At 57.3% G+C, this 25558-nt stretch carries 24 protein-coding genes and 1 pseudogene; 13 read left to right on the top strand and 12 right to left on the bottom strand.

What is annotated here, in order from left to right; translation table 11 throughout:
- Positions 1-45 precede the first annotated feature (45 nt).
- Complete coding sequence (locus tag ABLU96_RS12720) at positions 46-420, top strand: helix-turn-helix domain-containing protein (RefSeq protein WP_025107948.1); 375 nt, start codon at positions 46-48, stop codon at positions 418-420.
- 74 nt (positions 421-494) lie between these two features.
- Here the strand turns inward: ABLU96_RS12720 and ABLU96_RS12715 are convergent, their stop codons facing one another.
- Positions 495-1289, bottom strand: a complete 795-nt coding sequence (locus ABLU96_RS12715) for a helix-turn-helix transcriptional regulator (protein ID WP_009653008.1) — start codon at positions 1287-1289, stop codon at positions 495-497.
- A gap of 77 nt (positions 1290-1366) precedes the next feature.
- Here ABLU96_RS12715 and ABLU96_RS12710 point away from each other — a divergent pair, with 77 nt between their 5' ends.
- From ABLU96_RS12710 to ABLU96_RS12685, 6 genes are all read left to right on the top strand, one after another.
- Complete coding sequence (locus tag ABLU96_RS12710) at positions 1367-3406, top strand: FUSC family protein (protein WP_064406352.1); 2040 nt, start codon at positions 1367-1369, stop codon at positions 3404-3406.
- Positions 3396-3611, top strand: coding sequence for a DUF1656 domain-containing protein (locus tag ABLU96_RS12705; protein ID WP_014229155.1), 216 nt, complete (start codon positions 3396-3398; stop codon positions 3609-3611). Before ABLU96_RS12710 ends, ABLU96_RS12705 begins: the two co-directional genes overlap by 11 nt.
- On the top strand, positions 3608-4531 hold the full coding sequence (locus tag ABLU96_RS12700) for an HlyD family secretion protein (RefSeq protein WP_064406350.1): 924 nt from the start codon (positions 3608-3610) through the stop codon (positions 4529-4531). The genes ABLU96_RS12705 and ABLU96_RS12700 overlap by 4 nt, the downstream gene beginning before the upstream one ends.
- A 110-nt stretch (positions 4532-4641) precedes the next feature.
- The gene (locus ABLU96_RS12695; RefSeq protein WP_064406348.1) at positions 4642-5442 is read left to right on the top strand and encodes a hypothetical protein; all 801 of its coding nucleotides are present in this window, start codon (positions 4642-4644) and stop codon (positions 5440-5442) included.
- Between the two features lie 373 nt (positions 5443-5815).
- Positions 5816-6934 (top strand): aspartate-semialdehyde dehydrogenase, encoded by a 1119-nt coding sequence (asd, locus tag ABLU96_RS12690; protein ID WP_014838326.1) that lies wholly within the window; start codon positions 5816-5818, stop codon positions 6932-6934.
- Between the two features lie 72 nt (positions 6935-7006).
- Complete coding sequence (locus tag ABLU96_RS12685; RefSeq protein WP_064406346.1) at positions 7007-7543, top strand: dihydrofolate reductase family protein; 537 nt, start codon at positions 7007-7009, stop codon at positions 7541-7543.
- 351 nt (positions 7544-7894) lie between these two features.
- Here ABLU96_RS12685 and ABLU96_RS12680 read toward each other — a convergent pair whose 3' ends face one another.
- The gene (locus tag ABLU96_RS12680) at positions 7895-8692 is read right to left on the bottom strand and encodes a hypothetical protein (RefSeq protein WP_064375766.1); all 798 of its coding nucleotides are present in this window, start codon (positions 8690-8692) and stop codon (positions 7895-7897) included.
- A 378-nt stretch (positions 8693-9070) separates the two neighbouring features.
- On the opposite strand from ABLU96_RS12680, the pseudogene ABLU96_RS12675 reads away from it, so the two are divergent.
- Positions 9071-9384: pseudogene (locus ABLU96_RS12675) on the top strand (DUF4158 domain-containing protein); the annotation flags it as partial.
- A 110-nt stretch (positions 9385-9494) separates the two neighbouring features.
- Here ABLU96_RS12675 and ABLU96_RS12670 read toward each other — a convergent pair.
- The 6 genes from ABLU96_RS12670 to ABLU96_RS12645 form a co-directional block, all read right to left on the bottom strand.
- A complete protein-coding gene (locus ABLU96_RS12670) occupies positions 9495-10310 on the bottom strand; it encodes a phytanoyl-CoA dioxygenase family protein (protein ID WP_064406344.1) in 816 nt (271 codons plus the stop codon).
- Between the two features lie 23 nt (positions 10311-10333).
- The gene (gene argE, locus ABLU96_RS12665) at positions 10334-11503 is read right to left on the bottom strand and encodes an acetylornithine deacetylase (RefSeq protein ID WP_064358481.1); all 1170 of its coding nucleotides are present in this window, start codon (positions 11501-11503) and stop codon (positions 10334-10336) included.
- Entirely contained in the window at positions 11496-12170 is a 675-nt protein-coding gene (locus ABLU96_RS12660; protein WP_014229145.1) for a DUF1028 domain-containing protein, read from the bottom strand. The genes argE and ABLU96_RS12660 overlap by 8 nt, the downstream gene beginning before the upstream one ends.
- Positions 12167-12601 (bottom strand): RidA family protein, encoded by a 435-nt coding sequence (locus tag ABLU96_RS12655; protein ID WP_004139129.1) that lies wholly within the window; start codon positions 12599-12601, stop codon positions 12167-12169. The genes ABLU96_RS12660 and ABLU96_RS12655 overlap by 4 nt, the downstream gene beginning before the upstream one ends.
- A 23-nt stretch (positions 12602-12624) precedes the next feature.
- The gene (locus ABLU96_RS12650; RefSeq protein WP_064406342.1) at positions 12625-13884 is read right to left on the bottom strand and encodes an NAD(P)/FAD-dependent oxidoreductase; all 1260 of its coding nucleotides are present in this window, start codon (positions 13882-13884) and stop codon (positions 12625-12627) included.
- Positions 13885-14053: 169 nt separating this feature from the next.
- Positions 14054-14971, bottom strand: a complete 918-nt coding sequence (locus ABLU96_RS12645; protein ID WP_009653045.1) for a LysR substrate-binding domain-containing protein — start codon at positions 14969-14971, stop codon at positions 14054-14056.
- A gap of 487 nt (positions 14972-15458) precedes the next feature.
- Here ABLU96_RS12645 and ABLU96_RS12640 point away from each other — a divergent pair, with 487 nt between their 5' ends.
- From ABLU96_RS12640 to ABLU96_RS12625, 4 genes are read left to right on the top strand one after another with little or no spacing between them, the layout of a single operon-like run.
- The gene (locus ABLU96_RS12640; protein WP_064406340.1) at positions 15459-16979 is read left to right on the top strand and encodes an amino acid ABC transporter permease/ATP-binding protein; all 1521 of its coding nucleotides are present in this window, start codon (positions 15459-15461) and stop codon (positions 16977-16979) included.
- Between the two features lie 27 nt (positions 16980-17006).
- Positions 17007-17879, top strand: coding sequence for a phytanoyl-CoA dioxygenase family protein (locus ABLU96_RS12635; RefSeq protein WP_064406338.1), 873 nt, complete (start codon positions 17007-17009; stop codon positions 17877-17879).
- Between the two features lie 23 nt (positions 17880-17902).
- Positions 17903-18733 (top strand): ABC transporter substrate-binding protein, encoded by an 831-nt coding sequence (locus ABLU96_RS12630; protein ID WP_064406336.1) that lies wholly within the window; start codon positions 17903-17905, stop codon positions 18731-18733.
- A gap of 4 nt (positions 18734-18737) precedes the next feature.
- Positions 18738-19469 (top strand): class II aldolase and adducin N-terminal domain-containing protein, encoded by a 732-nt coding sequence (locus ABLU96_RS12625; protein ID WP_032720803.1) that lies wholly within the window; start codon positions 18738-18740, stop codon positions 19467-19469.
- 156 nt (positions 19470-19625) lie between these two features.
- Here ABLU96_RS12625 and ABLU96_RS12620 read toward each other — a convergent pair whose 3' ends face one another.
- Positions 19626-21125 (bottom strand): aldehyde dehydrogenase family protein, encoded by a 1500-nt coding sequence (locus tag ABLU96_RS12620; RefSeq protein ID WP_049082367.1) that lies wholly within the window; start codon positions 21123-21125, stop codon positions 19626-19628.
- A gap of 235 nt (positions 21126-21360) precedes the next feature.
- On the opposite strand from ABLU96_RS12620, the gene feaR reads away from it, so the two are divergent.
- Positions 21361-22269 carry a transcriptional regulator FeaR gene (feaR, locus tag ABLU96_RS12615; RefSeq protein WP_025107961.1) on the top strand — a complete coding sequence of 303 codons (909 nt, stop codon included), beginning with the start codon at positions 21361-21363 and terminating at the stop codon, positions 22267-22269.
- On the opposite strand, the gene ABLU96_RS12610 is transcribed toward feaR, so the two are convergent.
- Genes ABLU96_RS12610 through ABLU96_RS12600 form a run of 3 tightly spaced genes read right to left on the bottom strand, consistent with a single transcriptional unit; the run spans position 22270 to position 25425 of the window.
- The gene (locus ABLU96_RS12610; RefSeq protein WP_014838317.1) at positions 22270-22593 is read right to left on the bottom strand and encodes a YdbL family protein; all 324 of its coding nucleotides are present in this window, start codon (positions 22591-22593) and stop codon (positions 22270-22272) included.
- Between the two features lie 7 nt (positions 22594-22600).
- Complete coding sequence (locus ABLU96_RS12605; RefSeq protein ID WP_004121063.1) at positions 22601-22786, bottom strand: YnbE family lipoprotein; 186 nt, start codon at positions 22784-22786, stop codon at positions 22601-22603.
- A complete protein-coding gene (locus tag ABLU96_RS12600; RefSeq protein ID WP_046877237.1) occupies positions 22786-25425 on the bottom strand; it encodes a YdbH family protein in 2640 nt (879 codons plus the stop codon). Before ABLU96_RS12600 ends, ABLU96_RS12605 begins: the two co-directional genes overlap by 1 nt.
- Between the last annotated feature and the right edge of the window lie 133 nt (positions 25426-25558).

Here is a 25558-nt window from a genome sequence, read left to right as displayed (position 1 = left end):
AACAGATAAAGATGCTTTTTTAGACGCTGCGTAGAGGTACATCAGATGAACACTGGCGCATTCATTCACGATTTACTCGACTGGATCGACAACAATCTTGATAGCCGTCTGGATATTGGCACCGTCGCCAGGCGAGCAGGCTATTCGAAATGGCATCTGCAGCGGCTATTTAAGGAGCATACCGGTTATCCTCTCGCCGAGTATATTCGCGCGCAAAAGCTACAAAAATCGGTCGAGCGCTTAGCCCACAGCGACGAACCGATTTTGAACGTGGCGATCGCCCTGGGCTTTGACTCCCAGCAGTCCTTCAACCGCAGCTTCAAGCGTCAGTTCGGCCAGGCCCCCGGCGCATGGCGCCGCAGCATCGGCAACCCGGATACGACGGGATTACGCCAGCCGCCTCCGCCCTTCTCTGACTAAATTTTGCGCTCGCCGCGGCGCTGTGGCCGCGGCGGATATTAAGCGCCTCACTCCGCATCCAACCTGCGCGCCGCTCAGGGATCTGCCGTTCTTCGACCGGCAAAGTAGTGCGCGGGGGTGCTCCCCATCGTTTTTCTGAACATGGTGATAAACGCGTTGACCGACTCATACCCCAGATTAGCCGCCACGTTTTGCACCGATACCCCGCTTGCCAGCTCCCGCAGGGCAATAATCAAATGCAGCTGCTGACGCCATCGCCCGAAGGTCAGACCGGTTTCGCGCAGCATCAGGCGTGCTAATGAGCGCTCGCTGAGCGCCAGCCGTTTCGCCCAAACTTTAAAGGTGCTGCGATCCTCCGGGTGGCTGACCAGCGCATCCGCCATGGCGCGGATCTTAGGATGCGCCGAAACCGGCAGACTCAGCTTCTGCTGCGGCATGGTGGCCAGCTCATCGAGCGTCACTCTGGTCAGCCTGCCGACATGGCTCTCCGCGGCGTAATCGACGTCCGCATTCGTTAAGCGGTCAACTAACGCTTTAATCAGCGGCGAAATCGCCAGCGTGCAGCATTTCTCCGGCAGCGCGGCGGCGCCGGGTTCAATAAACAAATAGTTGAGATGCGCATTCCAGGTCGCTTTGGCGCTGTGCGGGATCCCACCGGGGATCCACACCGCGCAGTCTGGCGGCACTATCCAGATATCGTTTTCCGCACGACAAATCACCGCCCCATAGAGGGCAACGATCAGTTGTCCCTTGCGGTGGGTATGAACCGGCACTTCTGCCGCGTAATCAACGAAATCAATATGCCGCGCGACGGCAGGGCTCGGCGTGCTATCGGGATCAAACAGGGTATGGGCAAGTCTGGATGGCATCTCATTGGCAACATTTAGGTATTTTTTGACAGAATAGAGTATTTAAGGAGACGCGCAAAGCGGGAATAATTCCCGGCATGAGCACATTAACTTCCCATCACAGCCGTTTTTTACACGCGATAAGCCGTTGGTCAGGCCGCATAGCCTCTCCCTCGCTGCTGAGCGACGCCCATGCCCTGCTCTATTCCGTCAGGAGTTTTGCCGCCGCGATGCTCGCCTATTACGTTGCCCTGGCGATTGGCCTTGAACGGCCCTCATGGGCCATCATCACCGTCTACATCGTGTCGCAAACCTCGGTGGGCGCGTCCCTGAGCAGAAGCCTTTATCGCCTGGCCGGTACCGTGGCCGGCGCGGGGGCCACGGTATTGATTGTGCCGACGTTTGTGAATACGCCAATTCTATGTAGCGTGATTCTGGCAGGCTGGATCACCTTCTGCCTCTATTTATCCCTGCTTGAACGCACGCCCCGCGCCTATGCCTTTGTGCTGGCCGGTTATACCGCAAGCCTGATTGGTTTTCCCGCCGTCGCCGATCCCGGCACGGTGTTTAACATCGCCCTCATCCGGGTACAGGAAATCGCGATCGGTATCGTCTGCGCCGCGCTGATTCACCGCTACATTTTACCTGCCCGGATATCAGGGCTGTTCAACAGCAAATTAGCCCAGACGCTGCACGCCGCGCGCCAGCGGATTGCCGACACCCTGGCAGGCAAGGCCGACGCGCAGTCAGAGCCGCTGCATCTGGCGCTGGCGCTACAGTTTCTGCAGGGTATCAGCCACCATATCCCGTATGATTTTGCCCTTTCGGTTTCGGCCCGCCAGGCCAGGAAAGCGCTCCATGACAGGCTGGCGCGGTTAGTGATTGTCAACGGCGAAGTGCGCGATCGTTTGCAGATCATCGCCGAGATGCCCGCCGCGATGCAGGCTCTACTGAATGACGTGCAGGTCTGGCTGACCTGCGACGATACCGGCCAACGCAAAAACGCCGCAGAAGCGCTGCACCAGCGCAGCGCGCAGTTAGCGCAGCGGCTCGCGGCGCAGGCGCGGACCTTTGAAGATGCGCTGCGGGTAAATTTCTTACGCTACATCGCTGAGTTGATTACCCTCCTGCAACAGTGTGAGCGGCTTTCGGAGACCATTCATCACGCCAGGCCTGCGCCAGCGCAGGCGGAAGATCGTGCGGCGACAGGATACGTTTTCCATCGCGATCCCCTCAGCGCCGCCCGCACGGCGCTGGGCGCTTTTGTCATCATTCTGAGCGGCTGTCTGCTATGGATTTACTCTGCCTGGCCCGATGGCGGCACGGCGGTGTCGATTCTCGGGGTTTGCTGCACGTTGTTTGGCAGTTTCGACACGCCGGCCCCGCATATTGTGAAATATATTATCGGCTCTGTCTGGGGCGTAGTGATAAGCCTTATCTATAGCTTCGCCCTGCTTCCTCCGCTCAGCGATTTCCCCGTGCTGGTGGCGGTGCTTGCCCCGGTCTATCTGCTTGCCGGATCGCTGCAGGCGCGGCCCCCCACGACCTTTATGGCCATGGGGATAACGCTGACGCTGCCGGTACTGTGCGAGCTGGGCGCGCGCTACAGCGGCGACTTCGCCGACGCGGCCAACACCGCGATCGCCCTGTTTTTCGCGACCGGCTTTGCGGTTATCGGCATGAGTCTGCTGCAAACCGTACAGGCGGACGCGGCGATAAAGCGTCTGCTGAAACTGTGCCAACGCGATATTCGCCGCAGCGTGAGCGGCGTATTTAAAGGCGATGAAACGCACTGGACCAATCTGATGATCGACCGGGCCGCCCTGCTGCTACCACGCTTGCCGCGCAGCGGGCAGTCCTCCGCCCGGGCGCTCGATCGCCTGGTGCACTTTCTGCGCATAGGCCTCTGCGTGATGCGCCTGCGCCGTTGCGAAACGCCCGCCGGCAGCGATATCCACGAGGTGCTTTCTCGTCTTACACGCACAACGGAGACCGAAGCCTTACGCGAGCGCATTGCCGCCATGGCGAACCGCTGCTTGCCCGCGAGGGATGAACAATCATGCCAGTTTGTCGACCGACTGGTCGATCTGCACTGCGCGTTACGGACGCAGAACGAGGAACCCACCCATGATAAATGACATCAATATCGGGGGCGTTTTTATCCCCGGACTGCTGCTGACCGCGCTCATTGCCCTGGTCTGTACGCTGTTACTCGTACCGCTTTTCTCCTGCAGCAGGCTTTACCGCCGCTTGCCCTTACGCCCGCTGCTTGATGTTTCAACCTATATCGTGACCTTTTTCCTGCTTTTGCAGGGCCTGACCACACTGGGGTTATTCGCATGAAATCTTTTTTCTCTTTGCTGGGCCGTTACGCGCTGACGTTAATCGCAGTAGCGGTAGCGGCCTGCGTGGCGTTTATTTTCTGGAAACAGTATACGCAGACGCCCTGGACGCGCGATGGCCGGGTTCGGGCAGATGTGGTGCAGATTGCGCCGGATGTTTCCGGGCCGGTGAGCAGCGTGGCGGTGCGGGATAATCAGTGGGTTAACCGCGGCGATGTGCTTTATGCCATCGACCCGCGCTGGCTGAAGCTGGCGGTGCTCAGCGCGCAGGCCGACGTCGAAGCAAAACGTCATGAAATGCTGATGCGCCAGGATGCCGCCCGGCGACGCGCGCTCATCAAAGGGGTCATTTCCGGCGAGGATATCCAGCAAACAGGCAGCGCAGCGCGCGTCGCGGCGGCCAATTATCAGGGGGCGCTGGCTGCGCTGGAACTGGCGCAGCTGAACTTATCCCATACAACGGTGCGCGCACCGGTTACCGGCTACGTGACGCATCTTCGGCTCCGCCCCGGCGACTACGCCGCGGCGGGAGAGACAAAGATCGCCGTGGTCGATGCGCACAGTTTCTGGGTGGTGGGCTATTTTGAAGAGACTAAGCTGCGTCATATTCGCGTCGGGAGCGCCGCACACATTTCGCTGATGGGGTTTGACCCGCTCATCACCGGGCACGTGGAGAGTATCGGCCGGGGGATCGATGATAGCAATGACGAGACCGGCGGGCTGGGGCTGCCGGATGTCAATCCCACCTTCAGCTGGGTGCGACTTGCGCAGCGAGTCCCCGTTCGTATTCAGTTAGATAAGATACCGGAAGGGATTGAACTGGTGGCGGGACTATCCGCCAGCGTTTCCATCCTGCCTGAAAACCCTGACGGCGGGCGTAGCGGAGGATCGGGCTACGTGGCTCAGGCTATCCACCCATAGTAGACACAAGACTCAATGAGGAAACGACGCTTCCTGCAAAAATATCTGGCCCGAATATACCGAACTCGATATTCTGTAATGCTTTGTATTTTTTGTGAACAGGAAAAAGTATGCTTAGTACGTTACCCGATTTACACAGAAGTTTTGCAGAGCAACTCAAGCTTAACGTTCAGTCTGACGCCCGGATTCACTCCCTGCTCGGGGGCGGATCGCTTATTCATGGCGGATTTGATAAATACTCCGATTTGGATTTTGTCGTTGTGGTAGACCCTCTCTACTACGATGAAATCATGGAGCAGCGTGTGGCGTTCGCCGGAACAGCAGGCAACCTGCTGCATGCGTTCGCCGGGGAACATGTCGGAGAGCCTCGCCTGCTGATATGCCTGTATGGCCCTGAACTCCTCCATGTCGATCTGAAATTTGTCACCCTGGACATGCTCACTCAACGCGTTGAGGAGCCGGTAGTGTTATTTTCTCGCGATCGCCATGCCCTGGAGCGACATCTGGCACAATTTCGGGCCCAGTGGCCTGACATGACGCCGGAGTGGTTTGAGTCCCGAGCCTGGATCTGGCTTCATTATGCGGTGGTTAAACTGGGAAGGGGCGAACTTTTCGAAGCGATGGGTATGCTGTCATTCTTCCGGGAGCAAGTGCTGGGACCGATGCTGTACCGCCGCGCCAATCTACCGCAGCGTGGGGTTCGCCGCATTGAATGCCACAATATCGATCCTGAGGGCCTGCTGACCTCCACGCTGGCCACGCACGATCGTGACTCCGTCAGCATCGCCATCAGCAAGGCGGTTGACGCTTATATCAATCTGCGCGCTGATGCGCTGCCTGAAAATATCGCGGACGATGCGGCACGACGGGCGCTCCTTGCCATGCTGAAAGCGTATTCTGAACGGGTTTAAACGATACTTCCGGCCGCTTAAGTGGCCGGAATGTAAAAGAGAGTCTGATACACATCATTGAAGGCCCGCTCCTCCTCATTGCAAACCCTGGCTTTGTTGAGTCTGGCAGCTATATGCCAGAAGCGGATGTCTTAAGCCTGTTCTTTCCTTTAAACGCGAATACCGCAGGATATCGACCTGAATATTATTGATTTCATATCAAATACTTGCAATGGATTTTTAGCTATGGAAGAGATAAAAATCGCTGATGCTATATGAAACATTTTAATAATGACGGAATCGGATGTTGTTCGTAATGACCTTTAATTTGGAATGAGATATAACGTGCCTCGAAGAAAATTAACATTCTCATAACGTAATTAGGGTTAAGCAAATGAAGCAGGTTGGCATTGTTGGTTGGCGAGGAATGGTCGGTTCTGTTTTGCTACAGCGAATGATCGAAGAGAACGACTTCGACAATATATCGGCGCATTTTTTCAGCACCTCCAGTGCAGGAGCCGCCGGTCCTGTCATTGATGGCGTCAGCTACACACTTAAAGATGCTAATTCCGTAAGTGCGCTGGCCGAAATGGACATCATCATAACCTGCCAGGGCGGGGATTATACCAAAGCAATATACCCTGCTTTGCTTAACCATGGCTGGGAAGGCTACTGGATTGACGCGGCCTCAGCGCTACGGATGGATGAGAAAGCCTGCATTATTCTCGACCCCGTCAACCGCAACAATATCGATCGTGCAATTAAAGAAGGTATTAAACTTTTTGTCGGCGGCAACTGTTCCATTACGCTGAGTCTTATGGGGCTGGCTGGGTTGATAAAGGCTGACTTGATCGAATGGATGAGTGTGATGACCTACCAGTCCGCATCGGGTGCTGGTGCACAGTATGTACGGGAACTCATTGCGCAAAGTGCCTACATAAGCCGCCATTTATCTCCGGATGAGCTGGCATCCTCAGGTTCAGTGCTTCCGTTAGTTAATAAGGTCAGTGAATTGATTAACAGCGCTGATATGCCGACCCAGAACTTCGGTGCACCTTTGATGGGCAGCATCATTCCCTGGATCGACAGCGATTTAGGCGATGGCAACAGCCGTGAAGAATGGAAAGGTGAGGCGGAAACCAACAAAATTTTAGGCCTGTCTCCCGGTACGATCCCGGTAAACGGCTTATGCATACGCGTCGGCGTGATCCGCTGCCACAGCGCTGCTATAACCCTTAAGCTCAAGCGTGAAGTCAACGAAGAGGAGTTTGCAGAATTAGTGATGAATTCCCACCCCTGGGTTAACTATGTGCCCAATAACAAGGAAGAGAGTGTCAGTACCCTGACACCGGCCTGTATCAGCGGTTCGCTTAAGGTTGGTATTGGCCGTTACAAGAAAATGTCGCTAAACAATGAACCTATCTACTCGGTCCTGACGGTTGGCGATCAGCTATTGTGGGGAGCAGCGGAACCATTACGCCGCATGTTGAATATTTTGGCTGGCAAAGCTTGAATCATATTATGTGGACAAAACACCTCCCCCTAAACTCAACGGCATAAATATAAGCTGTCTACGGAGCACTTGATGGTCACCACACATGTTTTTATCGCGGTCAGTCTTGATGGTTATATCGCCCGACAGGATGGCGATATCGACTGGCTGTTGCAGCGCGATGACCCGACAGAAGATCATGGCTATGCCGCATTCATCGCGGACAAAGATTGGATCGTTATGGGCCGGGGGAGCTATGAGAAGGCGCTGACTTTTGACCAATGGCCTTACGATCGACCCGTACTGGTTCTCTCCCGACAGCTAACCGATACCGCCATTCCCGAGGCGCTGAAGGGCAAAGTGCAGCTCTCAAGCCGCACGCCGGGCGAAGTGCTTGCTGACCTGGCGGCGCAAAACGCGCATCGCGTCTATCTGGATGGCGGGCAGGTAATACAGTCGTTCCTGCGCGAAGGTCTGGTCGCCGATATCGTTATCACGACCGTTCCTGTCCTGCTTGGTTCGGGAAAACCATTGTTCGGATCCCTGACCAGGGATATCGATTTGACGCTGTTATCAAGCCGCAACTTCCCTTCGGGACTGGTGCAGTCGCACTATCGGCTGACGTCATAAACGGCCTATAAACCTGACGGCGGCCTACGCTAAAGCAACAGTGCCGCCCTGCCAGCGGTACTTACCTTGTTCTTGCGATACCTCTGGCTACTCCCTTTGCATTGAACAGCGCAAATTAGCTTTAACAGAAGCAGAGCCGGTAACCAAACAGATCGTAAACTTCCATGACATCTCCTCAGTCCTGCCTCACTATTTTCGGGCGACTATAACCATATTGTTTTCCACGTAATTCGTTTCTGAACTACTTAATATTTTTCACACTGACGCAGGGGGTCGGTCTGTTAAACCCGTGGCGATTCAGTATCATTATAGGCTGTTGATTCACAGCCTATCGTGGATTTCTGTGTTGACTTATTTAATCAATTCTTTAAGGCGACCGATTAAGTTCGTATATTCCTCCGGTTGCTCAGTGAATAGTTTGGCGTATTTAGCTATAGTGTCCGGTGATACAAACAGGAACGTATTGGACTCCTGCAATTGTTCAAAGGTTGTAGTGACAGATTTGTGGCACGGCGATTGTGTGATTGCACTGTGCGATTTTTTTGACGCAAAGAACAAGCGTACGGTCACGCTTGGAGCGCCGAAAAGCTCTTCACAGATGAAAAGGATGTGGCCAAGTTTGGCATTTTCATCGCGCTCAACCGCCTGAAACTCACCATTTACTGCACTCAGTACACCTTTTGCAATCTCCATAGCGCTGCCGCCACTTAAACCAGGAAGAAGCTGCTGAATAATCTGAGTGTTAACGGTAACACCGCTGTTTTTAATGGTCATCATGTTTCTGGTCTTTTGCACTTCAACAAAAAATCCAGATCCACCGATTAAATTACTCCATGCTTCATAATCGAATAATGATTTTTTTGTCTCATGAAGCGCTGCGGTCATGGCAGCGAACAATACTGTGACACTATCAAATAGATCTTTAGTCCTGTGAGTAAGTTCCGGTGTAGTAGACACATAAAATATATTTCCCGTTTGGTTCATTCGGAATTGGGCTTCCTTCTCAGTATCACCGTTACTCGCAGCCATAAAATTACCACCTGCATTTTTTGTGAGTGCAGGTGATGCGAAAGTGTATGAATCCAACGGGACGGAACCTGCATTAACAGTTTTACAAATATCAGCTCCGACTAATTTTTCAATAATCATAACCCCCCCTCATTAATAGATATATGACAGAAGGCATAGAAACGCCAAAAATATGTAATATGCTACATATCCTTATGATTCGGGTACGGCCTTCATTAATAATGATGCCCGTGGAAGAACGTTTAAAATGTGATAAGGATCTTAAATTTAGCGTATATATTATAAAAACCGATCAATTCTTAATGATTAATCATTTATGCGAATATAATCACGCTGAAATATAAGTCGCAATGATCTTTTAGGGGCATTCAGTATTATGATAGTGTTATTCAGCAAGCTATTTATTGAATGGGTTTACCTATCGCAATTAGGCCTACCCTGATGCGATAACCATTTTTGTTAAAAATAAGAAATCGAATAATTTATTAGGGAAACTATATGGCAAGGAGGCATATTTTTTCTCTGTCGGAAGAGAATCATTACTCGCATTGCCAGACGATGAATTAACGCAGTCCAAGTGGGACATTCAGTAAGCATGATCTGGCCTTATAAGTGGTCAACATAAACCCGCCAGCCGTTTTGGTTTTGCCGTCCTTCTTTGCTATCTGAAAAATTTCGGCTTTGCCCCCAGATAAAAAACCTCTGATGCGCTACTGAAGCATATCGCCAACAGTTTAAAACTCACTGTGAACCTCTGGCCCGCTTACCTTTGCGGCAGGGATACGACCCATTGTGAGCATTCAACCGAACTTATGACAAAGCTGGTTGGCAACTGGAACAACCAGAAAAAGAAGAGGGAATGGGCTTTGGATCCCCTCAGTCGTAGAGTAAAAACATCTATCCGCAACGTGGTCTGGGCCCGCTACCGCGGCCAGACCTGCGGAAACTCATCGGCGACAAGCGGCTCTCCGTCGCGAAGCTTAAGCCCCGGAAACGGCGGCGACGTCACGCCGCCGCGGTCGGCGAATGTCGCATCATCCCCTACCCAACGGGCGGAAAATACCCGCCGCGCGCGGGCGGTTGAATTGCCCTTTGCGCCATGCAGCGTGCGGAAATGAAAAGCGACCGCATCGCCCGGCTCCAGCGCCCAGCTGACGATATCGTAATCCTCCTGATGGGCATCAATGTCCGGCAGCTCTTTAAAGCGCGAATGGGAATAGAGCTTTGAACCGTTAAACCGCGTTGGGCTGAACTCATCGTCCCAGCGATGGGAACCGCGAATACAGCGCAGCGAAATCGCCTCCGCTACCGGATCGAGCGGGATCCACAGACTGACATTCTGCCGCCCCTCCACGCAGTAATAGGGCTGATCGTGGTGCCATGGCGTTACCGTACTGCCGCCGGGCTGTTTCACCAGCGTGTGCTCGTGGAAAAACTTCGCCGTCTGCGACCCCATCAGCGCCGCGGCGATCTCCGCCGCTGGCGACTGAAAAACAAAATCGCGAAATTCCGGGATTCGTTGCCAGTTGCAATAGTCCTGAAAAAACGGCGCCGAGCCGTCCTCGGGGATCACCGTTCGCGCGTGACCGTACTCGCTGGGGTTCGCCATCAGCGCGGCGACGCCGCGCGACAGGCTCTCGATCCACGGCGTGAACACGCCTTTAAGTATCACGACGCCGTCGGCCTGCCAGCGGTCGACGGTCTGTTGATCAATAAGCGGGGAGTTCGGGTTTTGCATAGTCGCCATCCTGTGTTGATAAATCAGCGAAGAGAATCGGAGGGATCGGCGCGCATCCAGGCGCAAAGGTTTTCCAGCATCGCCATACAGCGTTCGGTCTGGGGGATACTGATATATTCGTCCGCCTTGTGGCCCTGCGCCATGCTGCCCGGCCCACAGATCAGCGTCGCGACGCCCGCCTCATCGAACAGGCCGCCTTCGGTGCCGTAGGCGACGGTGGTGAAATCGTCGCTGCCGCACCACTGCGCCAGCCAGCGGGCGAACTCTGACTGCGGGTCGCTCAGCAGCCCCGGATAGTGGCTCAGCGTCTGGAAATGAATATCGCTGCGCTGCGCCACCTTGCGCATCGCCGGAAGCAGCTGCTCGCGGGCATAATCGCCCAGGGCGTCGGTCACGGCCTGCGGGCGCGTGCCGGGTAAATAGCGAATTTCAAAGTCGAACCAGCAGGATTGCGGAACGATATTCAGCGCCGCGCCGCCGTGAATCGTCCCCACCTGCAGCGTGCCCGAGGGCGGCGAAAACCGGCTATCCTGCTGCTGCGCAAGGCTTTCACCCAGCGCGTCCAGCCGGGAAATCAGCCTGGCCGCATAGCTGATCGCGTTAACCCCTTCCGGGGCGTAGGCCGAGTGGCAGGCGTGCCCTTCCACGCGACAGCGCACCGCGAGCTTGCCTTTATGGCCGTAGACCGGGCGCATGTCGGTCGGCTCGCCGATAATGCACAGCGCCGGTTTCCCGGCGGAGGCGCGGAGAAAATCCACCAGGCTGTGCACGCCCAGGCAGCCAACCTCCTCATCATAAGAGAACCCCAGGTGCAGCGGCATCCGCAGCGGCGCGGCAAGAAACGCCTCCAGCGACGCCAGCACGCAGGCGATAAACCCTTTCATATCCGCGCTGCCGCGACCGTAGTAGCGCCCGTCGCGTTCGGTAAGGGCGAACGGCGGCACCGTCCACGCCTGACCATCCACCGGCACCACGTCTGTATGGCCGGAGAGCATCACCCCGCCGGGGCCGGTTGGCCCAAGGCGGGCATAGAGGTTTGCCTTGCGCCCTTCGTCGTCATAAAACAGCTGCGACGCCACGCCGCGCGCGCGCAGAAAGTCGCCGATCCAGGCAATCAGCGCCAGATTCGACTCGCGGCTGGTGGTATCAAACGCCAGCAGCGCGCCGAGGATCTCACGCACGCGGTTATTCATCGCCCGGCACCCCGTAGGTCGGCGCTTCGCGCGGGTCAAGCGCGCGGGTGATGTACGCTTCCATCTGCGGCTCGTAGGCCAGCCACAGCGCTTCCAGCGCCGCTACCGGGCGTTCTTCCGCCCAGTCGACGCGTAAATCCACCACCGGCCAGGCGTAATCCTCCACGACTTTAAGCGCCGCCGAGTGCTCCGGCCCGGCTTCGCCGCCCGCATCGATACCCGCCTGCAAAGCCGCGATCAGGCGACTGGCCAGTTCGCCGCTGGCGGCTTCGAACGCCGCCGTCATGGCGGTAATCACCTGCGGGTTGGCCAGCATATTCCCCGCCGCCACGCAGTTCTCGCCCTGCGCCAGCTGCCAGATGCCGAGCGTATGCTCGCCGCTGAACACGGCGCTCTCGCCGCTGGCGTCGATGACCGCCACCTGGCGATAATCGCTAAACCGGTCTTCGCCCAGCGCCTGCGTCAGGGCCTGCTGCGGCGTGAGTCCCGCCTCAAGCCCGGCAAGGATCTGCGGTCCGAGCGCGGGCAGCGTGATGTTCTGGCTGGACACCGCGCCAACGCCCGCCAGCAGCCACGGGCAGCGGGCGCCGACGGCAATGCTGGATGAGCTAATCGCAATGCCCAGTTGACCTGACTCCGGGCACAGGGCGGAAATAGAGAGGGTCATGGTGCCTCCTGCGCATGCCAGTCGTCAGGGATCACCGCCGTGACGTCAATTTCCATCAGCCACTGCGGTTGGGCGAGAGCCGACACTACCACGCCGGTCGAAATAGGAAACACGCCTTTAAGCCATTTCCCCACTTCCTGGTACACCGGTTCGCGGTAGCGCGGGTCGATCAGATAGGTCGTCGTTTTCACAATATGCGTCAGATCGCTGCCGGCCTCTTCCAGCAGCTGTTTAACGTTCTTCATCGCCTGTTCTGCCTGGGCGCGCGGGTCGCCCAGGCCGATCAAATTGCCGTCAAAATCGGTACCCACCTGACCGCGAACGTACACGGTATTTCCCGCGCGCACCGCCTGGCACAGATCGTTATTGAGCGTCTGATTGGGATAGGTTTCTTTGGTGTTAAACATCCGAATACGGGTATGGGTTGGCATAGGTTGCGTCCTCAAATCAGGCATTAGCAGGAAGGTTGATAGCGTTGATACTGGCGCTGAATGGCAATCTGGTCGGCGATATATTTCGCATCGTGCCAGACGCCCCAGATAAAGGTTGAGCCACGGCGGGAGAGCCACGGCAGACCGAGGAAATAGACGCCCGGTTCGCTGGAAACGCCGCGATGATGCTGCGGGCGCTGCTGTTCATTAAAGGCGTTGACCTTCAGCCAGCGGTAATCGGTGGTATAGCCGGTAGCCCAGATAATGCAGCTCACCCCCGCGGCTGCCAGGTCGAGCTCGGTGAGGGGCTGGGTCAGGCAATCGGGGTCGGGCAGGAAAAAGCGCGCTTCCGGCTCTTCCGGCAGCGACAGCCCGTTGCGAGCGATATACTCATCCGCGGCGTCGAGCAGCGCCAGATAGGAGGCGTCGCCGAGACGAATGTTGTCCCCCAGATCGGCACGGAAAACGGCTTTGCCCTCGGTAAAGCCGTGCGTCTGTCCGACCAGAGTAATTCCCTGGTGCGCCAGCTGGCGAAAATCAACGGTATGACCGCCGCGCGCGCCGCTGACCGCAATCGTCACGTGCTCTTTGCCGGGCTGATTGGCCGCCGCATCCCACAGCCCTAACACCCCCAGCCACCAGCAAAAATCGCGCTGGCGGTAGCGGCGCGGCGGGCGATCGTGCGCGCCGACGGAGAGCCATACCGCGCGCCCCGCCCGGCGGAGCTCATCGGCGATTTGCACGCCGGACGACCCCGCGCCAACCACCAGCACGCCGCCTTCCGGAAGCTGCTGCGGGTTGAAATAGTGCGCAGAATGAATCTGCTGTACAGCGCTATCCTGCGGCGCGATGGCCGGTATCACCGGGCGCTGGAACGGCCCGGTAGCGGCGACGATACGCTGCGCCTCAATCACGCCCAGTGACGTTTCCACGCGAAACCCCGGACGGCCGTTTAAGCGCTCGGCGCTAAAGACCTCAACGCCGGTTTTGATCGGTGCATTAAAGGTTTTGGCATACGCGGCGAAATAGTCGGCGATTTGCTCTTTGGCGACAAAGCTGTCGGCGTCGCAGCCGGGAAAGGTCATGCCGGGAAACCGATCGTGCCAGGCCGGGCCGTTGGCCACCAGCGAATCCCAGCGGCCGCTGCGCCAGGCCTCAGCGATGCGCTTTTTTTCCAGCACCAGATGCGGAATGCCGTGATGCGTCAGATGCTCGCTCATGGCGACGCCCGCCTGCCCCGCGCCTACCACCAGGGTATCGATCTCTGTAATCTGCTCTGTCATATCTGTGTCCTTCAAGCACGGTTGTCCGGCTTATCCGCCGGGATTGACAGAACTCAGGTTAAGTAAGTGTGATGAAATGGTAAATTATTATAAAACGATCGTCTGAATAGAAATTTACGAGGCTGAATGACGCGACAAAAAAATAACGCTTTCGGCCGCGTTAATTAAATTACGCGTGCTGATGCGGCGTTAATTCTATGCTGCGGCAATAATCCATAAATAGCTGCGTCGGACGCGTGGGTTCATTATTGGCAAGATGCGCCATAATTAATGTCGATGCGGGCATTTCGTCGGCAATATCCAGCTGCACCAGCTTTTCGCCGTCATAGGTCATATCGCACAGCGGACGGGTAACCAGTACCGAAAAGCCTAATCCCTGCCCGACCATACAGCGCACCATTTCTATGGACGGCGAACTGTAGGCCACTTCCGGGTGATAACCTTTCTCTTTAAATATCGAGACAAAATAGTTTTTGCTGGGGACCGCATCGAGCAAAATCATCGGCTCCCGGCTTAATTCCTGGAGCGTGACGCATTTTTTCTGCGCCAGCGGATGAGAAGCGGGCAGCAAAGCATAGGGTTTATGCGGGGCGTTCAGCAGCTCTTTATGAATGGAGTGACCCAGCTCCAGGTCGTAGACCAGCGCCAGATCGAAGCGCCCGCGGTGCAGACCGTGCATCAGTTCATGCTGTTCGCCGTCGTAGAGCTGGAGAGTGATTTCGGGATACATTTTTTTAAATCCCGCTACCAGTTTTGGCATATACAGCGGCGCGACGGATTCAAAGCAGCCGACGGAAATAGTCCCAGATACCAGCTCTTTATCCGCCCGCGAGTTCTGCTCAAACTCATAGGACAGCCGCAGCAGCTCTTTAGCTTTATCGTAGAAGCGCCGCCCGCTTGAGGTCAGGGATACGCCCTGCGCATGGTGACGAATAAACAGCTGCTGGTCGAAGGTACTTTCGAGGTTTTTAATCGCAATAGAGATCGACGGCTGGGCAATGTGCAGCTGACGGGAAGCCTCAGCGATACTCTCCGTTTCCACCACCGTCACGAAATATTTAAGCTGTTTTAGGGTAAATCGGTTCATCGCTTCACCATTGATAAAATATTGTCTTATTACGAACGGGCTTAGTTTTACGATAAGCAGCCTGCAAGCATCGTGCCATGCCGTTTGCGCTTTACCTCGTCGGCAAATAGCCGCCGTTTCTATTTAATAACCCGCCCTCTTTTTTTGCCTGATTTCGCCTATTGCACCATAAAGCATCGCCCTGCACCTTATTCGCCCGCGGCGCGCCCCAATATTGCACAAATTGTCATTTTACGAAAAATTAGGTTTAAAAATAAGGGTGATTGTTTTTAAGTTGTTTCAATGCTGTTTCTCATTAATTGCGTTAAATTCCCTGAGGTTAATATAGCTGTATAGTTTTTTTAAACTTAAAGGCCAAAAATTTACTAATTGCCACCGGTCGAAGAGAGCCAGCATAGTGTCATGGCAAGATGAACGCCGGCGGCTCCCCATTTTAGAACAGGGGAATCGCCTTAATTTCCGTTAATTATGGCGAGTGAAATAGCCCATGACGTTTAACTGGAACTATATGTTAAGCCTGCTCAGCGATGTCGATTTCTGGCAGGCCACCTGGACCGTCATCAAATTAAGTTTGCTGACCTGGGCTTTCAGCATTGTGCTGGGGTTTATTCTGGCGCTGGCCAAACAGTCGCCGCGCAAGCTGTTTAACGCGCCTGCCCGCCTCTATATCTGGCTGTTTCGCAGCATGCCGCTGCTGGTGCTGCTGATTTTTGTCTACAACATGCCGCAGGCGCTACCCTCCTTCGCCCCGGTGCTGAACGACCCGTTCTGGGCCGGACTGCTGGCGATGGTGCTGAGCGAAGCCGCCTATATTGCTGAAATTCATCGCGGCGGACTGCTGTCGATTCCCAAAGGACAGAGCGAAGCCGCCCGCGCGCTCGGGCTGCGCTATGCTGGCACCCAGTGGCGTGTGGTGATCCCGCAGGCGCTGCGCGTCGCCCTGCCGGCGCTGGCTAATGAGTATATCGCCATCGTCAAGCTCAGCTCGCTGGTGTCGGTTATCTCCCTGACCGAGATCTTAATGGTCGGCCAGCGCCTCTATTCGCAGAATTTCCTCGTCATGGAGACCATGGCGGCGGTGGCGTTTTACTACATCCTGATCGTCACGGTGTTTGATTTCCTGCTTAAGCGCCTCGAGACCTGGCTCGACGTCACCCAGCGTAAGACCACGCGACTGGTGGATGAAGAAATGCAGCAGCTGGCCACCGCGCGGCGTCCGGCAATGGCCCGCAGCGTTAGCGTCGCGCAGGAACCGGCGCTGCAGGCGTCAAAGCTGCATAAAGCCTATAACAATGTCGAAGTGCTGGGCGCCGTCAGCCTGCAAATTCAGCCCGGCGAAGTGGTCTCCGTCATCGGCCCGTCCGGCTCCGGTAAAACCACGCTGATCCGCCTGCTGAACGGCCTTGAGCAGATTGATAACGGCGAGATCAAAATCAACGGCCAGCCTTTTATTCACCTTGACCGCCAGGGGCAGCAGAAGCCGCGTTTTATGGAGAACAGCGAGCATCGCCAGAATATCGGCATGGTTTTCCAGAGCTTCAACCTGTTCCCCCACCTGACCGTACTCGGCAACCTGCTGCTGGCGCCGCGCTATCACCATCTGGCCAGCGAAGGCGAGCTGAAGCAGCACGCCTGCGAACTGCTGCATAAAGTCGGCATGCTGGAACACGCGTGGAAATATCCGCATCAGCTTTCCGGCGGCCAGCAGCAGCGGGTAGCGATTGCCCGCGCCCTGATGATGCGCCCACAAATTATGCTGTTCGATGAGCCCACCTCGGCGCTGGATCCGGAAAAAGTTAACGAGGTTCTGCAGGTTATCGAATCGCTGGCCCATGAAGGCATCACCATGGTGATCGTCACCCATGAAATGAACTTCGCCTTTAAGGTTTCCGATCGAATTGTGTTTATGGAAAAAGGACGCGTGGTCTGCGACGACACGCCTCAGGCAATGCGCGACGGCCAGCATCCGCGCGTGGACGCCTTCCTGAAAGATGTCTCTTTGGCTTAACGCCTCCGTTCCCGAAAGGAGAAAAATATGATCGCGCAGTGGCAAATCGAACAGTTTCATCAGCAGGGTTTTCTGGTTGTCGAAGAGGTGCTTTCCGCCGAGGATGTCGCGCTGCTGCAGGCCGATTTCGACGCCTGGGTCGAAGAGAGCCGACAGCATAGCGAGGTGTGGGGCGAAACCCTGGACGGTCGGCCGCGTTTCGACCTCGAAAGCGATCACGCGCCCCATCATCCGTCGCTGCGCCGTGTGAGTTCCCCCACGGAGATTTCCGCCGCCTACCGCCACGCCGCGCTTGATTCGAGAATGGCGGCGATTGCCGGCCAGCTGATCGGCGGCAGCGGGACCCGCTTCCATCACAGCAAAATCAACTCCAAGCTGCCGCACACCGCCACGCAGGTAAAATGGCACCAGGATTTTCTGTTTACCCCCCACAGCAATGACGACATCATCACCGCCCTGCTGATGGTCAGCGAAGTGACGCCGGAGAACGGCCCGCTCAACGTGGTGCCGGGAAGCCATCGGGGGCCGCTGTGGTCCCACTGGCAAAACGATCGTTTTACCGGCGCCGTGGATCGGGAGGTTGAAGCGACCTACTGCCAGCAGCCGCAGGCCTGTTTCGGCCCGGCGGGATCGGTGTGCTTTATGCATACTCGTCTGCTCCACGCCTCCAGCCCCAATGAAACCGACCTGCCGCGGACGCTGTTTATCAGCGTCTACGCGGCGGAAGATGCCCTGCCGTACGGCGAAAATCCGCTGCCCAGCGCGCACGCCGGGCAGATGGTTGCCGGGGAAGAGAGCGGCCTGGTGCGCAGTACCGTGAATCATTTACGCCTGCCGCAAAAACCGCGCGGCGCATCCTTTTTCGTCCAGCAGGCCGGTACCGATCGCGCCAGCATGTAATTTGCCCACTCTCTGGAGGTTGTATGAAACGTTTTAAAGCTTTCCGCCCTGCTGCCCTGCTCCTTTGCACCGCTGGCGCCCTGTCGTCCTTTAGCGCCCAGGCCTTCCAGCAGCCGGGGGAAATCACCGCCGGTTCGGATATGACCTTTTTCCCGTATGAATATATGGAAAACAACAAGCCCGCCGGGTTCGATATCGAGTTTCTTGCCGGGCTGGCGAAAACCATGGGCCGCGAGGCGGTGAATATTGATACCCGGTTTCCGAATTTGATTCCGGGCTTGCAGGGCGGACGCTTCGATATCACCAACTCGTCAATGTACATCACCGCCGAGCGTCTGAAGGTTATCGATATGGTGCCCTATCTGAAAAGCGGCGAAGCGATCCTCGCGCTGAAAGGCAGCGACTATCAGCCGAAAACGCCGGAAGAGTTTTGCGGTCATAAAATTGGTTCAATGGGGGCGACGTCATGGCTGGCGCAGCTGCAAAAGCTCTCCGCCGACTACTGCGTGAAAAAGGGCCTGAAGCCGATAGCGCTCAGTGAATACACCACCGACCCGCAAACCACCCAGGCGCTGCTCTCGCGGGCGGTTGAGGCGCAAATCACCGATGCGGCGGTGGCGCGCGGCGTGATCGACAAGCTTGGCGATCGGGTGACCATCTCTTCCGAAACCTTAATTTATCCGGTGCTCAACGGCTTTGGGGTGAAAAAAGGCAATAGCGAAGTGAAAACCGCCCTGGAGGAAGGGCTGAAGAAATACAGCGCGACGCCGGAATACGCCGCGCTGCTGAAGAAATATAACTTCCAGGCGCCGACGCCAGAGGATCTGCAGACTCTAATGCCGAAAGCGGAGTAATCATATGGCCCGCTCTTATGAAGAACAGACGCGTATCGACCTGGCGGCGACCTTTCGCATCATCGCCCATCTCGGGATGCACGAAGCGGTGGCCAACCACTTTAGCGCGGCCATCTCGGCGGACGGCAAAAAATTCCTGCTGAATCCGAAGTGGAAACACTTTTCGCGCATCCGCGCCAGCGACCTGCTGCTGCTGGACGCCGATGATGAAGCCTGCGCCCGGCGAGCGGACGTGGACGCCACGGCGTGGGCGATTCACGGGCAAATCCACCAGCGCCTGCCGGAGGTGCGGGTGGTACTGCACCTGCATCCGGTGTATACCACCAGCGTTGCTTGCCTCGAGACGCCGCATATCCCGCCGATCGATCAGAACACGGCGCGCTATTTCAATCGGGTAGCCGTCGATAGGTTGTACGGCGGCATGGCGGACACCACGGCGGAAGGCGCGCGTCTGGCGTCGCTGCTGGCCGACAAGCGCCGGCTGCTGATGGGCAACCACGGCGTACTGGTGACCGCACCGTCGATTGGCGAGGCTTTCGATGATATCTGGACTCTGGAGCGCGCCTGCCAGATTCTGGTGACCGCCTGGTCAACGGGGCAGCCGCTGAAAGTGCTCTCCGATGCGGTGGCGGAGAAAACCGCGCAGGACTGGGAGGGGATCGCCGACTTTTCACGCCAGCATTTTGCAGAGATGAAGCAGATGATGATCGACGCCGACCCGTCCTTGCTGGAGTGACGGTTTACTCCCGGAGAAAGGCGCCACAGGGCATACGGAGATGAGCCGGATTTGAGGTATCGAGGCGCGGATTTTGCCGCAGGACTGGCGACAGAATCCGCAAGTTACTCGCTTGTAGCCCCGGTAAGGCGCCAGCCGCCACCGGGGAACAGGCGGCTAGTAGCGTACGCAGACCGACTTTGTTTCGCACCAGTCGTCCAGCCAGTCGGGGCCGAAATCGCGGCCGGTACCGGACTGCTTCATGCCGCCGAACGGCAGGTTGGCGTCGATCAGCGTATGGCTGTTGACCCACACCGTCCCCGCCTGCAGGCGATCGGTATAGCTCAGCGCCTGGCTCAGGTCGCGGGTCCAGACGCTGGCGGTCAGGCCAAAATCGCTGTCGTTGGCCAGGCGCAGCGCCTCTTCCCCGTCGGCCACGCGTACCAGGTTCACCACCGGACCGAAAACCTCTTCCCGGCTAAGGCGCAGCCCGGCGTCGGGATTAATCACCAGCGTTGGCGCAATATAGTAGCCCTGCGCATTCGGCCCCACGTTACCGCTAATCAGCTCTGCCTTCTGCTGACGGGCTTCATCAAGATAGGCCGCCACTTTTGCGCAGTGCGCCTGCGACACTACCGGGTTAATCTGGCTGCTCTCAAGCATACCGGGCCCAACCTGTAGCGACTTCACCGCCTGCTCGAAGCCGCTCACCAGCGTATCGAACAGCGGCGCTTCGATATAAATTCGCGAACTGGCGGCGCACACCTGCCCCTGATTCAGAAAGCTACCGGTCATTAATCCCTCAATAACCCACTGCGGATCGGCATCTTTCAGCACGATGGCCGGGTTCTTGCCGCCCAGCTCCAGCGTGACCCGGGTAAGGCGGTCAGCGGCCACGCGGGCAATCTGTTTACCGGTAGCGGTCGATCCGGTAAAGCTCACCTTGGCGACCTGAGGGTGAGAGGTCAGCGCCGCGCCGCACCCGGCGCCGCTGCCGGTCACCACGTTAAAAACGCCGTCCGGCACGCCGGCCTCGGTTGCCAGTTCCGCTACCCGCAGCAGGGTCAGCGGCGTGGTTTCCGACGGCTTAATGACGATCGAGCAGCCAGCCGCCAGCGCGGGCATCACTTTCCACATGCCGATCATCAACGGGAAATTCCACGGCACGATCCCGGCCACCACGCCCACCGGCTCTTTTTTGGTCCACGCCTGATAGCGTGCGCCCTGCGGGAAGGGGATCGATACGTCGAGGGTGCGGCCGCTGATTTTAGTGGTCAGTCCGGCGGTATAGCGCATCCAGTTCAGCGTGCAGCCCACTTCAAAGGCGCGGGAAATGTTAATCGATTTCCCCTGTTCAAGCGTCTCCAGCTGCGCCAGCTCCTCGCCGTGCTGCTCCACCAGATCGGCGAAGCGCAGCAGGATCCGTTCGCGGTCGGCGGGCGTACGCCCTGCCCAGCTGCGGGAAACGAAAGCGCGCCAGGCGGACATCACCGCCCGATCGACATCCGCGGCGTTAGCATCCGCGGTGCTGGCGATAGCCTGACCGGTGGCCGGATCCCAGACGGTTAAGCGCTTTTCGCTCTCTGCCGCCTGCTGCGCACCGTCGAGATACAACCCATGCTGTCTGTCTAAAAACTGCTGCACGCTGGCGAGTAGCGCGACCTGTGATGTGGACATACCCCTTCCTTATTGTTCACGGATAGTGGTTTCAGTTTATGCCGGGGTCGCGATTCACGCTTTTTTCTCTGTGACATTCGCTGTTGCCGCTGTGACAGGCGCCGCAATTAAGTCGATGAGGCGGACAGAAAATGTGCAGCAGGTAATAGTTCTTTCATATACTCCGCCGTTGACCCTTGCCTCCGGCATCATAAGTGCAACAATGCAAAAACATTATTATTACAAGGGATGCGCGATGAGTACGGCAAATCGTGGGCAGAACTACCAGCATTGGTTAGCAAAAATCAATCAGGTCTGCGGGCAGTTTGCCGCCCGTCCGCTGGCTGATAATTTCCACGGTGAGATCGACGCCAGCTATGCCGGCGACCTGAAAGTCAGCACGGTGACCGCCTGCGGCATTAATCTTTATCGCACCCGACAAGAGATCCAGCGCGATAACGACGCCTGGTTTTATACCGTCTTCCAGCTCGCGGGACAGGCGACGATCGAGCAGGATGGCCGCCAGGCGATGCTGGAAAGCGGCGATATCACCCTGATCGACGCGTCTCGTCCCTGTTCAATTATCTGGCAGCAAACCTCGCGTCAGGCCTCCCTGCTGCTGCCAAGATCGCTGCTGGAGCAACAGCTGCGCGGCAGTGAAATCAGCATAGCTACCCGGCTGGCGAAAAGCCTGCCGATGGTCCAGCTCAGCCAGCGCCTGCTGCATGAAAGCATGAACAGCCCCGAACTCTCGGCCAGCGAAAGCAAAGCGGCGCTGGAGGCCATCGTCTGCCTGCTGCGCCCGATGCTGCATCATCAGGAGGCCCAGCCGTCCCGGCGCGATAAGCAGTTTCAGAAAATCATGGCGTTAATCGATGAGTCGATTCAGGCGGAACATCTGCGCCCGGAGTGGCTGGCCAGCGAAACCGGCATGTCGGTGCGCAGCCTCTATCGGCTGTTTGCGGAAAAGGGGCTGGTGGTGGCGCAATATATCAAAAATCGTCGGCTCGATTTGTGCGCCCGCGCGCTGCAAAGCGCCCATGATGACGAAAAGCTGGCGGGGATCGGCTACAGCTGGGGCTTCAGCGATCATAGCCATTTTTCCACCGCCTTTAAGCAGCGCTTCGGCGTCTCGCCGGGGGAGTATCGCAAGCGCTGCCGATAGCTATTTTTTCAGCCATTTGCCGTTAAGGCCCTTCACGTACTCGCCCGGCTGCGCCCTGGCGACCAGCTTCTGACCGGCCATTTTCGCCACCTGATCCACCGGTAGATTATTGTCATCCGCCAGCTGCTGATAGCTGTCGCTGCGGGCGGCGTTGATCTGCTTCACCAGCTCAAGGGTTTCTTTATCCTGACGCAGCGGTTCAAGATAGCCGTTGAGGGTTTCGCCGACCCGCCCCTGCTGGCGAGCCTCATTCAGGGTCAGGGCCTGCGCCTGAGCGCTGAACAGCACCAGCGCCAGCGCGGCGGTTATCAGTCGTATTCTCATCATCGCCTCAGAACAGATCGCTACGCGATTTGAGCAGATTCTCAACGTCTTTATCCAGCTTGATATGAATTTCATGCTCAATTTTGACGTTCATATTGATGGTGATCGGCTCTTTCGATGCCGCGATTTCAATACGTGGCGTACAGCCCGCCAGCAGCGCGGTGGCCAGAAAGGCGGCGAATAGTTTGATCATTATTGTTGTTCCTTACAGGTATGACTGTCCTGACAGCGCGGCGCGGGCAGCCTGGCGTTCTGCTCCAGCCACGCCTGCAGATTGTCGCCGAAACGCAAGCTGCGCCACAGGTCAAAAATATTCTCTTCATGGGAGTAGTTTAAGTGCACCGTATTGCTTTTGCCTTCTACCCGGCTGGTGCCGCTAATCGTCGCCTTCAGCGTCAGTACGCCGAGGTTATCGAGGTTGATCCGCGTCCACGAGGTGGCCACTTCCATATAGCGCAGCCAGTTAATGGCCGCCCCGGCGGAGACGTTGTCGGCCACCAGCGCGTCAGCGGTGTCTTTATCAAGACGCATCGTCATCGGCCCCGGATTGCTGAACCAGCCGTCCTTGATAATCCATTTATCGTTATCCAGCCACAGCGGCAGCGCGCCGTTAAACGGGCCGGACACGGCGAACTGCTTCACTTTAATCGCGCTAATTAACTCGCTGCTGGAGATGTTTTGCAGACGCAGCAGCGCCGGATCGTGCTGCGGCATCCGCAGCTGCTGCATGGTCAGCTTGCCGCCGAGAATATCGACGCTGACGTTGCTTAACTGTAAAGGTGCGTCTTCACTCCAGGGCCAGGCGCCCTGGAGATCCGCCGTCAGATTGCGCGCGGTGAACTGGTTGACGACTTCGCCGATGCGCAGCGATACCGGATGGCGGGTGCCAAGCTGCCAGGTGGCGTCGCTAAAGCGGAACGGCAGCACAAAATCGACGCCGTTGATCTGGTTATCCGGCATCCAGGCGCTGCCGTCTTTGAGCACACCGTGACCGCCCGCCTCGAAGCCCTGTTCGGCGGCGGCAGAGAATGCCACCTGCGCGTAGAGCGTTCCCTCACGCAGGTTCATCTTCCACTCCGGCGGCACCAACGGCTGGAAAACGGTCAGCGACTGTTTTGGCCACCACGCCTCGCCGCGCAGACGTTCGCCGTCCCAGCGCCCGGTCACGCGCACGGGGCCAATTTTTTGCGCATGCAGGGAGCCGCTGAACCGGAACCGGGTCGGATCGCGGCCATCAATGTTGAACTTAAGCGTTGACGGCGGCAGTTCGCTGCCGCCGCTGAAGGTGGTTTTCCCGGCATCCAGCGACAGCGCGCCGGTCAGTTTAGGATGCTGCTCATCGCGCAGCCAGTGGATCGGTTTTTCCAGCGTCAGGCGCGGGGTACTCACCAGCATGGATCCATACTGCAGCTTATCGAAGCCGGTCGACAGGCTGTTGAGCACAATGGCGCTATCAACCCATTCGCCCGCGCCTTTAACATCCCAGCGCGCCTGCATCGGGGTGAAATGGCCATCGCCCCAGTAGCGCCACTGCCAGCGGCCGCGGTCGGGCATAAAGTTGTCGGCCTGGCCATCAAGATGCAGGATAAAATCCCCCATCTCCTGCTCATGGGCGCGCAGAATAGCCTGCAGGCGGCCATCAACGCCCTGTTGCGTCACTTTAACGCCCGCCAGAGGCCAGCGGATTTCATCGATATTCAACGAATCGATGACCCGCCCGCGCGAACGCAGCAGCGCGCCGGGGTGAAAATTGAGCACCGGCGCGGTAAGCGGCCCGCTCAGCTGCGCGGGCAGTCGGGCATAAAAAATCAGATCGCCGAGCTTGGCCTCGCCGGTCAGCTGTAGCGGCATGTCGCTGCTGTCCATGCTCAGCTTACCGGGGCCGATATTCAGCACGGCGTTGCCCTTCCCGGCCTGGCCCTGAGTGAGCACGTTAAGACGCCCGCTGACCTGCATCTGCTCGGTGCCCTGCTGCCAGTTGCCCAGCGAAAGCGCAACCCGGCCGCTCAAGGCGTTGCCCGCGTATTCGGTGTGCCAACGGCCATCGCTGATGACGATACGATCCGGGGTGATTTCCCACGGCAGGTCAAGCATCGGCTCCACTTCACCGCGCGGCGTGACCAGCAGCTGCCCGCGGTTCTTCTGCCACTCCAGCTCGGCATCGACAAGACCGGGGGTTTGTGGAAATTCAAAGGTGCTGAACAGGTGGCCGTCGACCGGCAAACCGTCCGGCACCAGCGGCATCTGAAACTCGCCCACCAGCTTCACCGGCGCCTGGTCTTCCACCAGACGCGCGGAAAAATCGCTGACCGTCAGCGCCTGGCCGCGCAGCCGCGCCTGGAGGGTAACCTCTTTACCGGCATAGCCGATATCCTGCTGCTGTGGCGTTAGCGACATCACCAGCCGCCCCTGCCATTTCTCCCACGGCGACAGGCGCAGATTGTCAATCGTCAGCCAGCTGTAAGGGAGCATTGATTGCCATTCGGCGAGGGTTTTCGGCGCCCCCGGCGCGGCTTCGCTTTCCGGGAGCTTGTTCAGGCAGGCGCTGTTTATATCCAGCTCGCTGATATGTAAACGCCAGCGGCTGGGACGCGAGAGCGAGGCATTGGCGACGCGCGCGATTTCGCAGTCGCCGACCAGGTAGCGCAGATCCGGAATACGCAGCGCGGAGCGCGTCAGTCGCGGGCTTTCATTAAGTGAGATTCGGGTTCCCGCCGGTAGCCAGATACCTGCCAGCGTGGGCACCCAGTGGGTGAGCGTTAATAGCAAAGCCAGCGGTAGCAGCACGAGGGCTAATAATAGCGCGATGGCGGCTTTATATTTACCCTTCATGGGCAGCTAATATCCTGATTCGAAATAAGTAAAAGCCGAGAGGCCGCTATTGTGGCACGTTCGACCTGTGAGTTAAAGTTTCCATCCCGTTTAAGCGTAGTCGCCGCCATGTGATTCACCAGCCGGCTATTTA

The organism is Klebsiella sp. CN_Kp106 (genome assembly GCF_040064575.1).
GTDB classification, from domain to species: Bacteria; Pseudomonadota; Gammaproteobacteria; order Enterobacterales; family Enterobacteriaceae; genus Klebsiella; species Klebsiella michiganensis.
The sequence above is the reverse complement of the archived record's forward strand: the minus strand, read 5'-3'. Positions and strand labels throughout refer to the sequence as shown.

Excerpts from the sequence above, each read along its gene's own strand:
- ABLU96_RS12720 (WP_025107948.1), top strand. The coding sequence starts at position 46 with ATGAACACTGGCGCATTCATTCACGATTTACTCGACTGGATCGACAAC.
- ABLU96_RS12715 (WP_009653008.1), bottom strand. The coding sequence starts at position 1,289 with ATGCCATCCAGACTTGCCCATACCCTGTTTGATCCCGATAGCACGCCG.
- ABLU96_RS12710 (WP_064406352.1), top strand. The coding sequence starts at position 1,367 with ATGAGCACATTAACTTCCCATCACAGCCGTTTTTTACACGCGATAAGC.
- ABLU96_RS12705 (WP_014229155.1), top strand. The coding sequence starts at position 3,396 with ATGATAAATGACATCAATATCGGGGGCGTTTTTATCCCCGGACTGCTG.
- ABLU96_RS12700 (WP_064406350.1), top strand. The coding sequence starts at position 3,608 with ATGAAATCTTTTTTCTCTTTGCTGGGCCGTTACGCGCTGACGTTAATC.
- ABLU96_RS12695 (WP_064406348.1), top strand. The coding sequence starts at position 4,642 with ATGCTTAGTACGTTACCCGATTTACACAGAAGTTTTGCAGAGCAACTC.
- asd (WP_014838326.1), top strand. The coding sequence starts at position 5,816 with ATGAAGCAGGTTGGCATTGTTGGTTGGCGAGGAATGGTCGGTTCTGTT.
- ABLU96_RS12685 (WP_064406346.1), top strand. The coding sequence starts at position 7,007 with ATGGTCACCACACATGTTTTTATCGCGGTCAGTCTTGATGGTTATATC.
- ABLU96_RS12680 (WP_064375766.1), bottom strand. The coding sequence starts at position 8,692 with ATGATTATTGAAAAATTAGTCGGAGCTGATATTTGTAAAACTGTTAAT.
- ABLU96_RS12670 (WP_064406344.1), bottom strand. The coding sequence starts at position 10,310 with ATGCAAAACCCGAACTCCCCGCTTATTGATCAACAGACCGTCGACCGC.
- argE (WP_064358481.1), bottom strand. The coding sequence starts at position 11,503 with ATGAATAACCGCGTGCGTGAGATCCTCGGCGCGCTGCTGGCGTTTGAT.
- ABLU96_RS12660 (WP_014229145.1), bottom strand. The coding sequence starts at position 12,170 with ATGACCCTCTCTATTTCCGCCCTGTGCCCGGAGTCAGGTCAACTGGGC.
- ABLU96_RS12655 (WP_004139129.1), bottom strand. The coding sequence starts at position 12,601 with ATGCCAACCCATACCCGTATTCGGATGTTTAACACCAAAGAAACCTAT.
- ABLU96_RS12650 (WP_064406342.1), bottom strand. The coding sequence starts at position 13,884 with ATGACAGAGCAGATTACAGAGATCGATACCCTGGTGGTAGGCGCGGGG.
- ABLU96_RS12645 (WP_009653045.1), bottom strand. The coding sequence starts at position 14,971 with ATGAACCGATTTACCCTAAAACAGCTTAAATATTTCGTGACGGTGGTG.
- ABLU96_RS12640 (WP_064406340.1), top strand. The coding sequence starts at position 15,459 with ATGACGTTTAACTGGAACTATATGTTAAGCCTGCTCAGCGATGTCGAT.
- ABLU96_RS12635 (WP_064406338.1), top strand. The coding sequence starts at position 17,007 with ATGATCGCGCAGTGGCAAATCGAACAGTTTCATCAGCAGGGTTTTCTG.
- ABLU96_RS12630 (WP_064406336.1), top strand. The coding sequence starts at position 17,903 with ATGAAACGTTTTAAAGCTTTCCGCCCTGCTGCCCTGCTCCTTTGCACC.
- ABLU96_RS12625 (WP_032720803.1), top strand. The coding sequence starts at position 18,738 with ATGGCCCGCTCTTATGAAGAACAGACGCGTATCGACCTGGCGGCGACC.
- ABLU96_RS12620 (WP_049082367.1), bottom strand. The coding sequence starts at position 21,125 with ATGTCCACATCACAGGTCGCGCTACTCGCCAGCGTGCAGCAGTTTTTA.
- feaR (WP_025107961.1), top strand. The coding sequence starts at position 21,361 with ATGAGTACGGCAAATCGTGGGCAGAACTACCAGCATTGGTTAGCAAAA.
- ABLU96_RS12610 (WP_014838317.1), bottom strand. The coding sequence starts at position 22,593 with ATGAGAATACGACTGATAACCGCCGCGCTGGCGCTGGTGCTGTTCAGC.
- ABLU96_RS12605 (WP_004121063.1), bottom strand. The coding sequence starts at position 22,786 with ATGATCAAACTATTCGCCGCCTTTCTGGCCACCGCGCTGCTGGCGGGC.
- ABLU96_RS12600 (WP_046877237.1), bottom strand. The coding sequence starts at position 25,425 with ATGAAGGGTAAATATAAAGCCGCCATCGCGCTATTATTAGCCCTCGTG.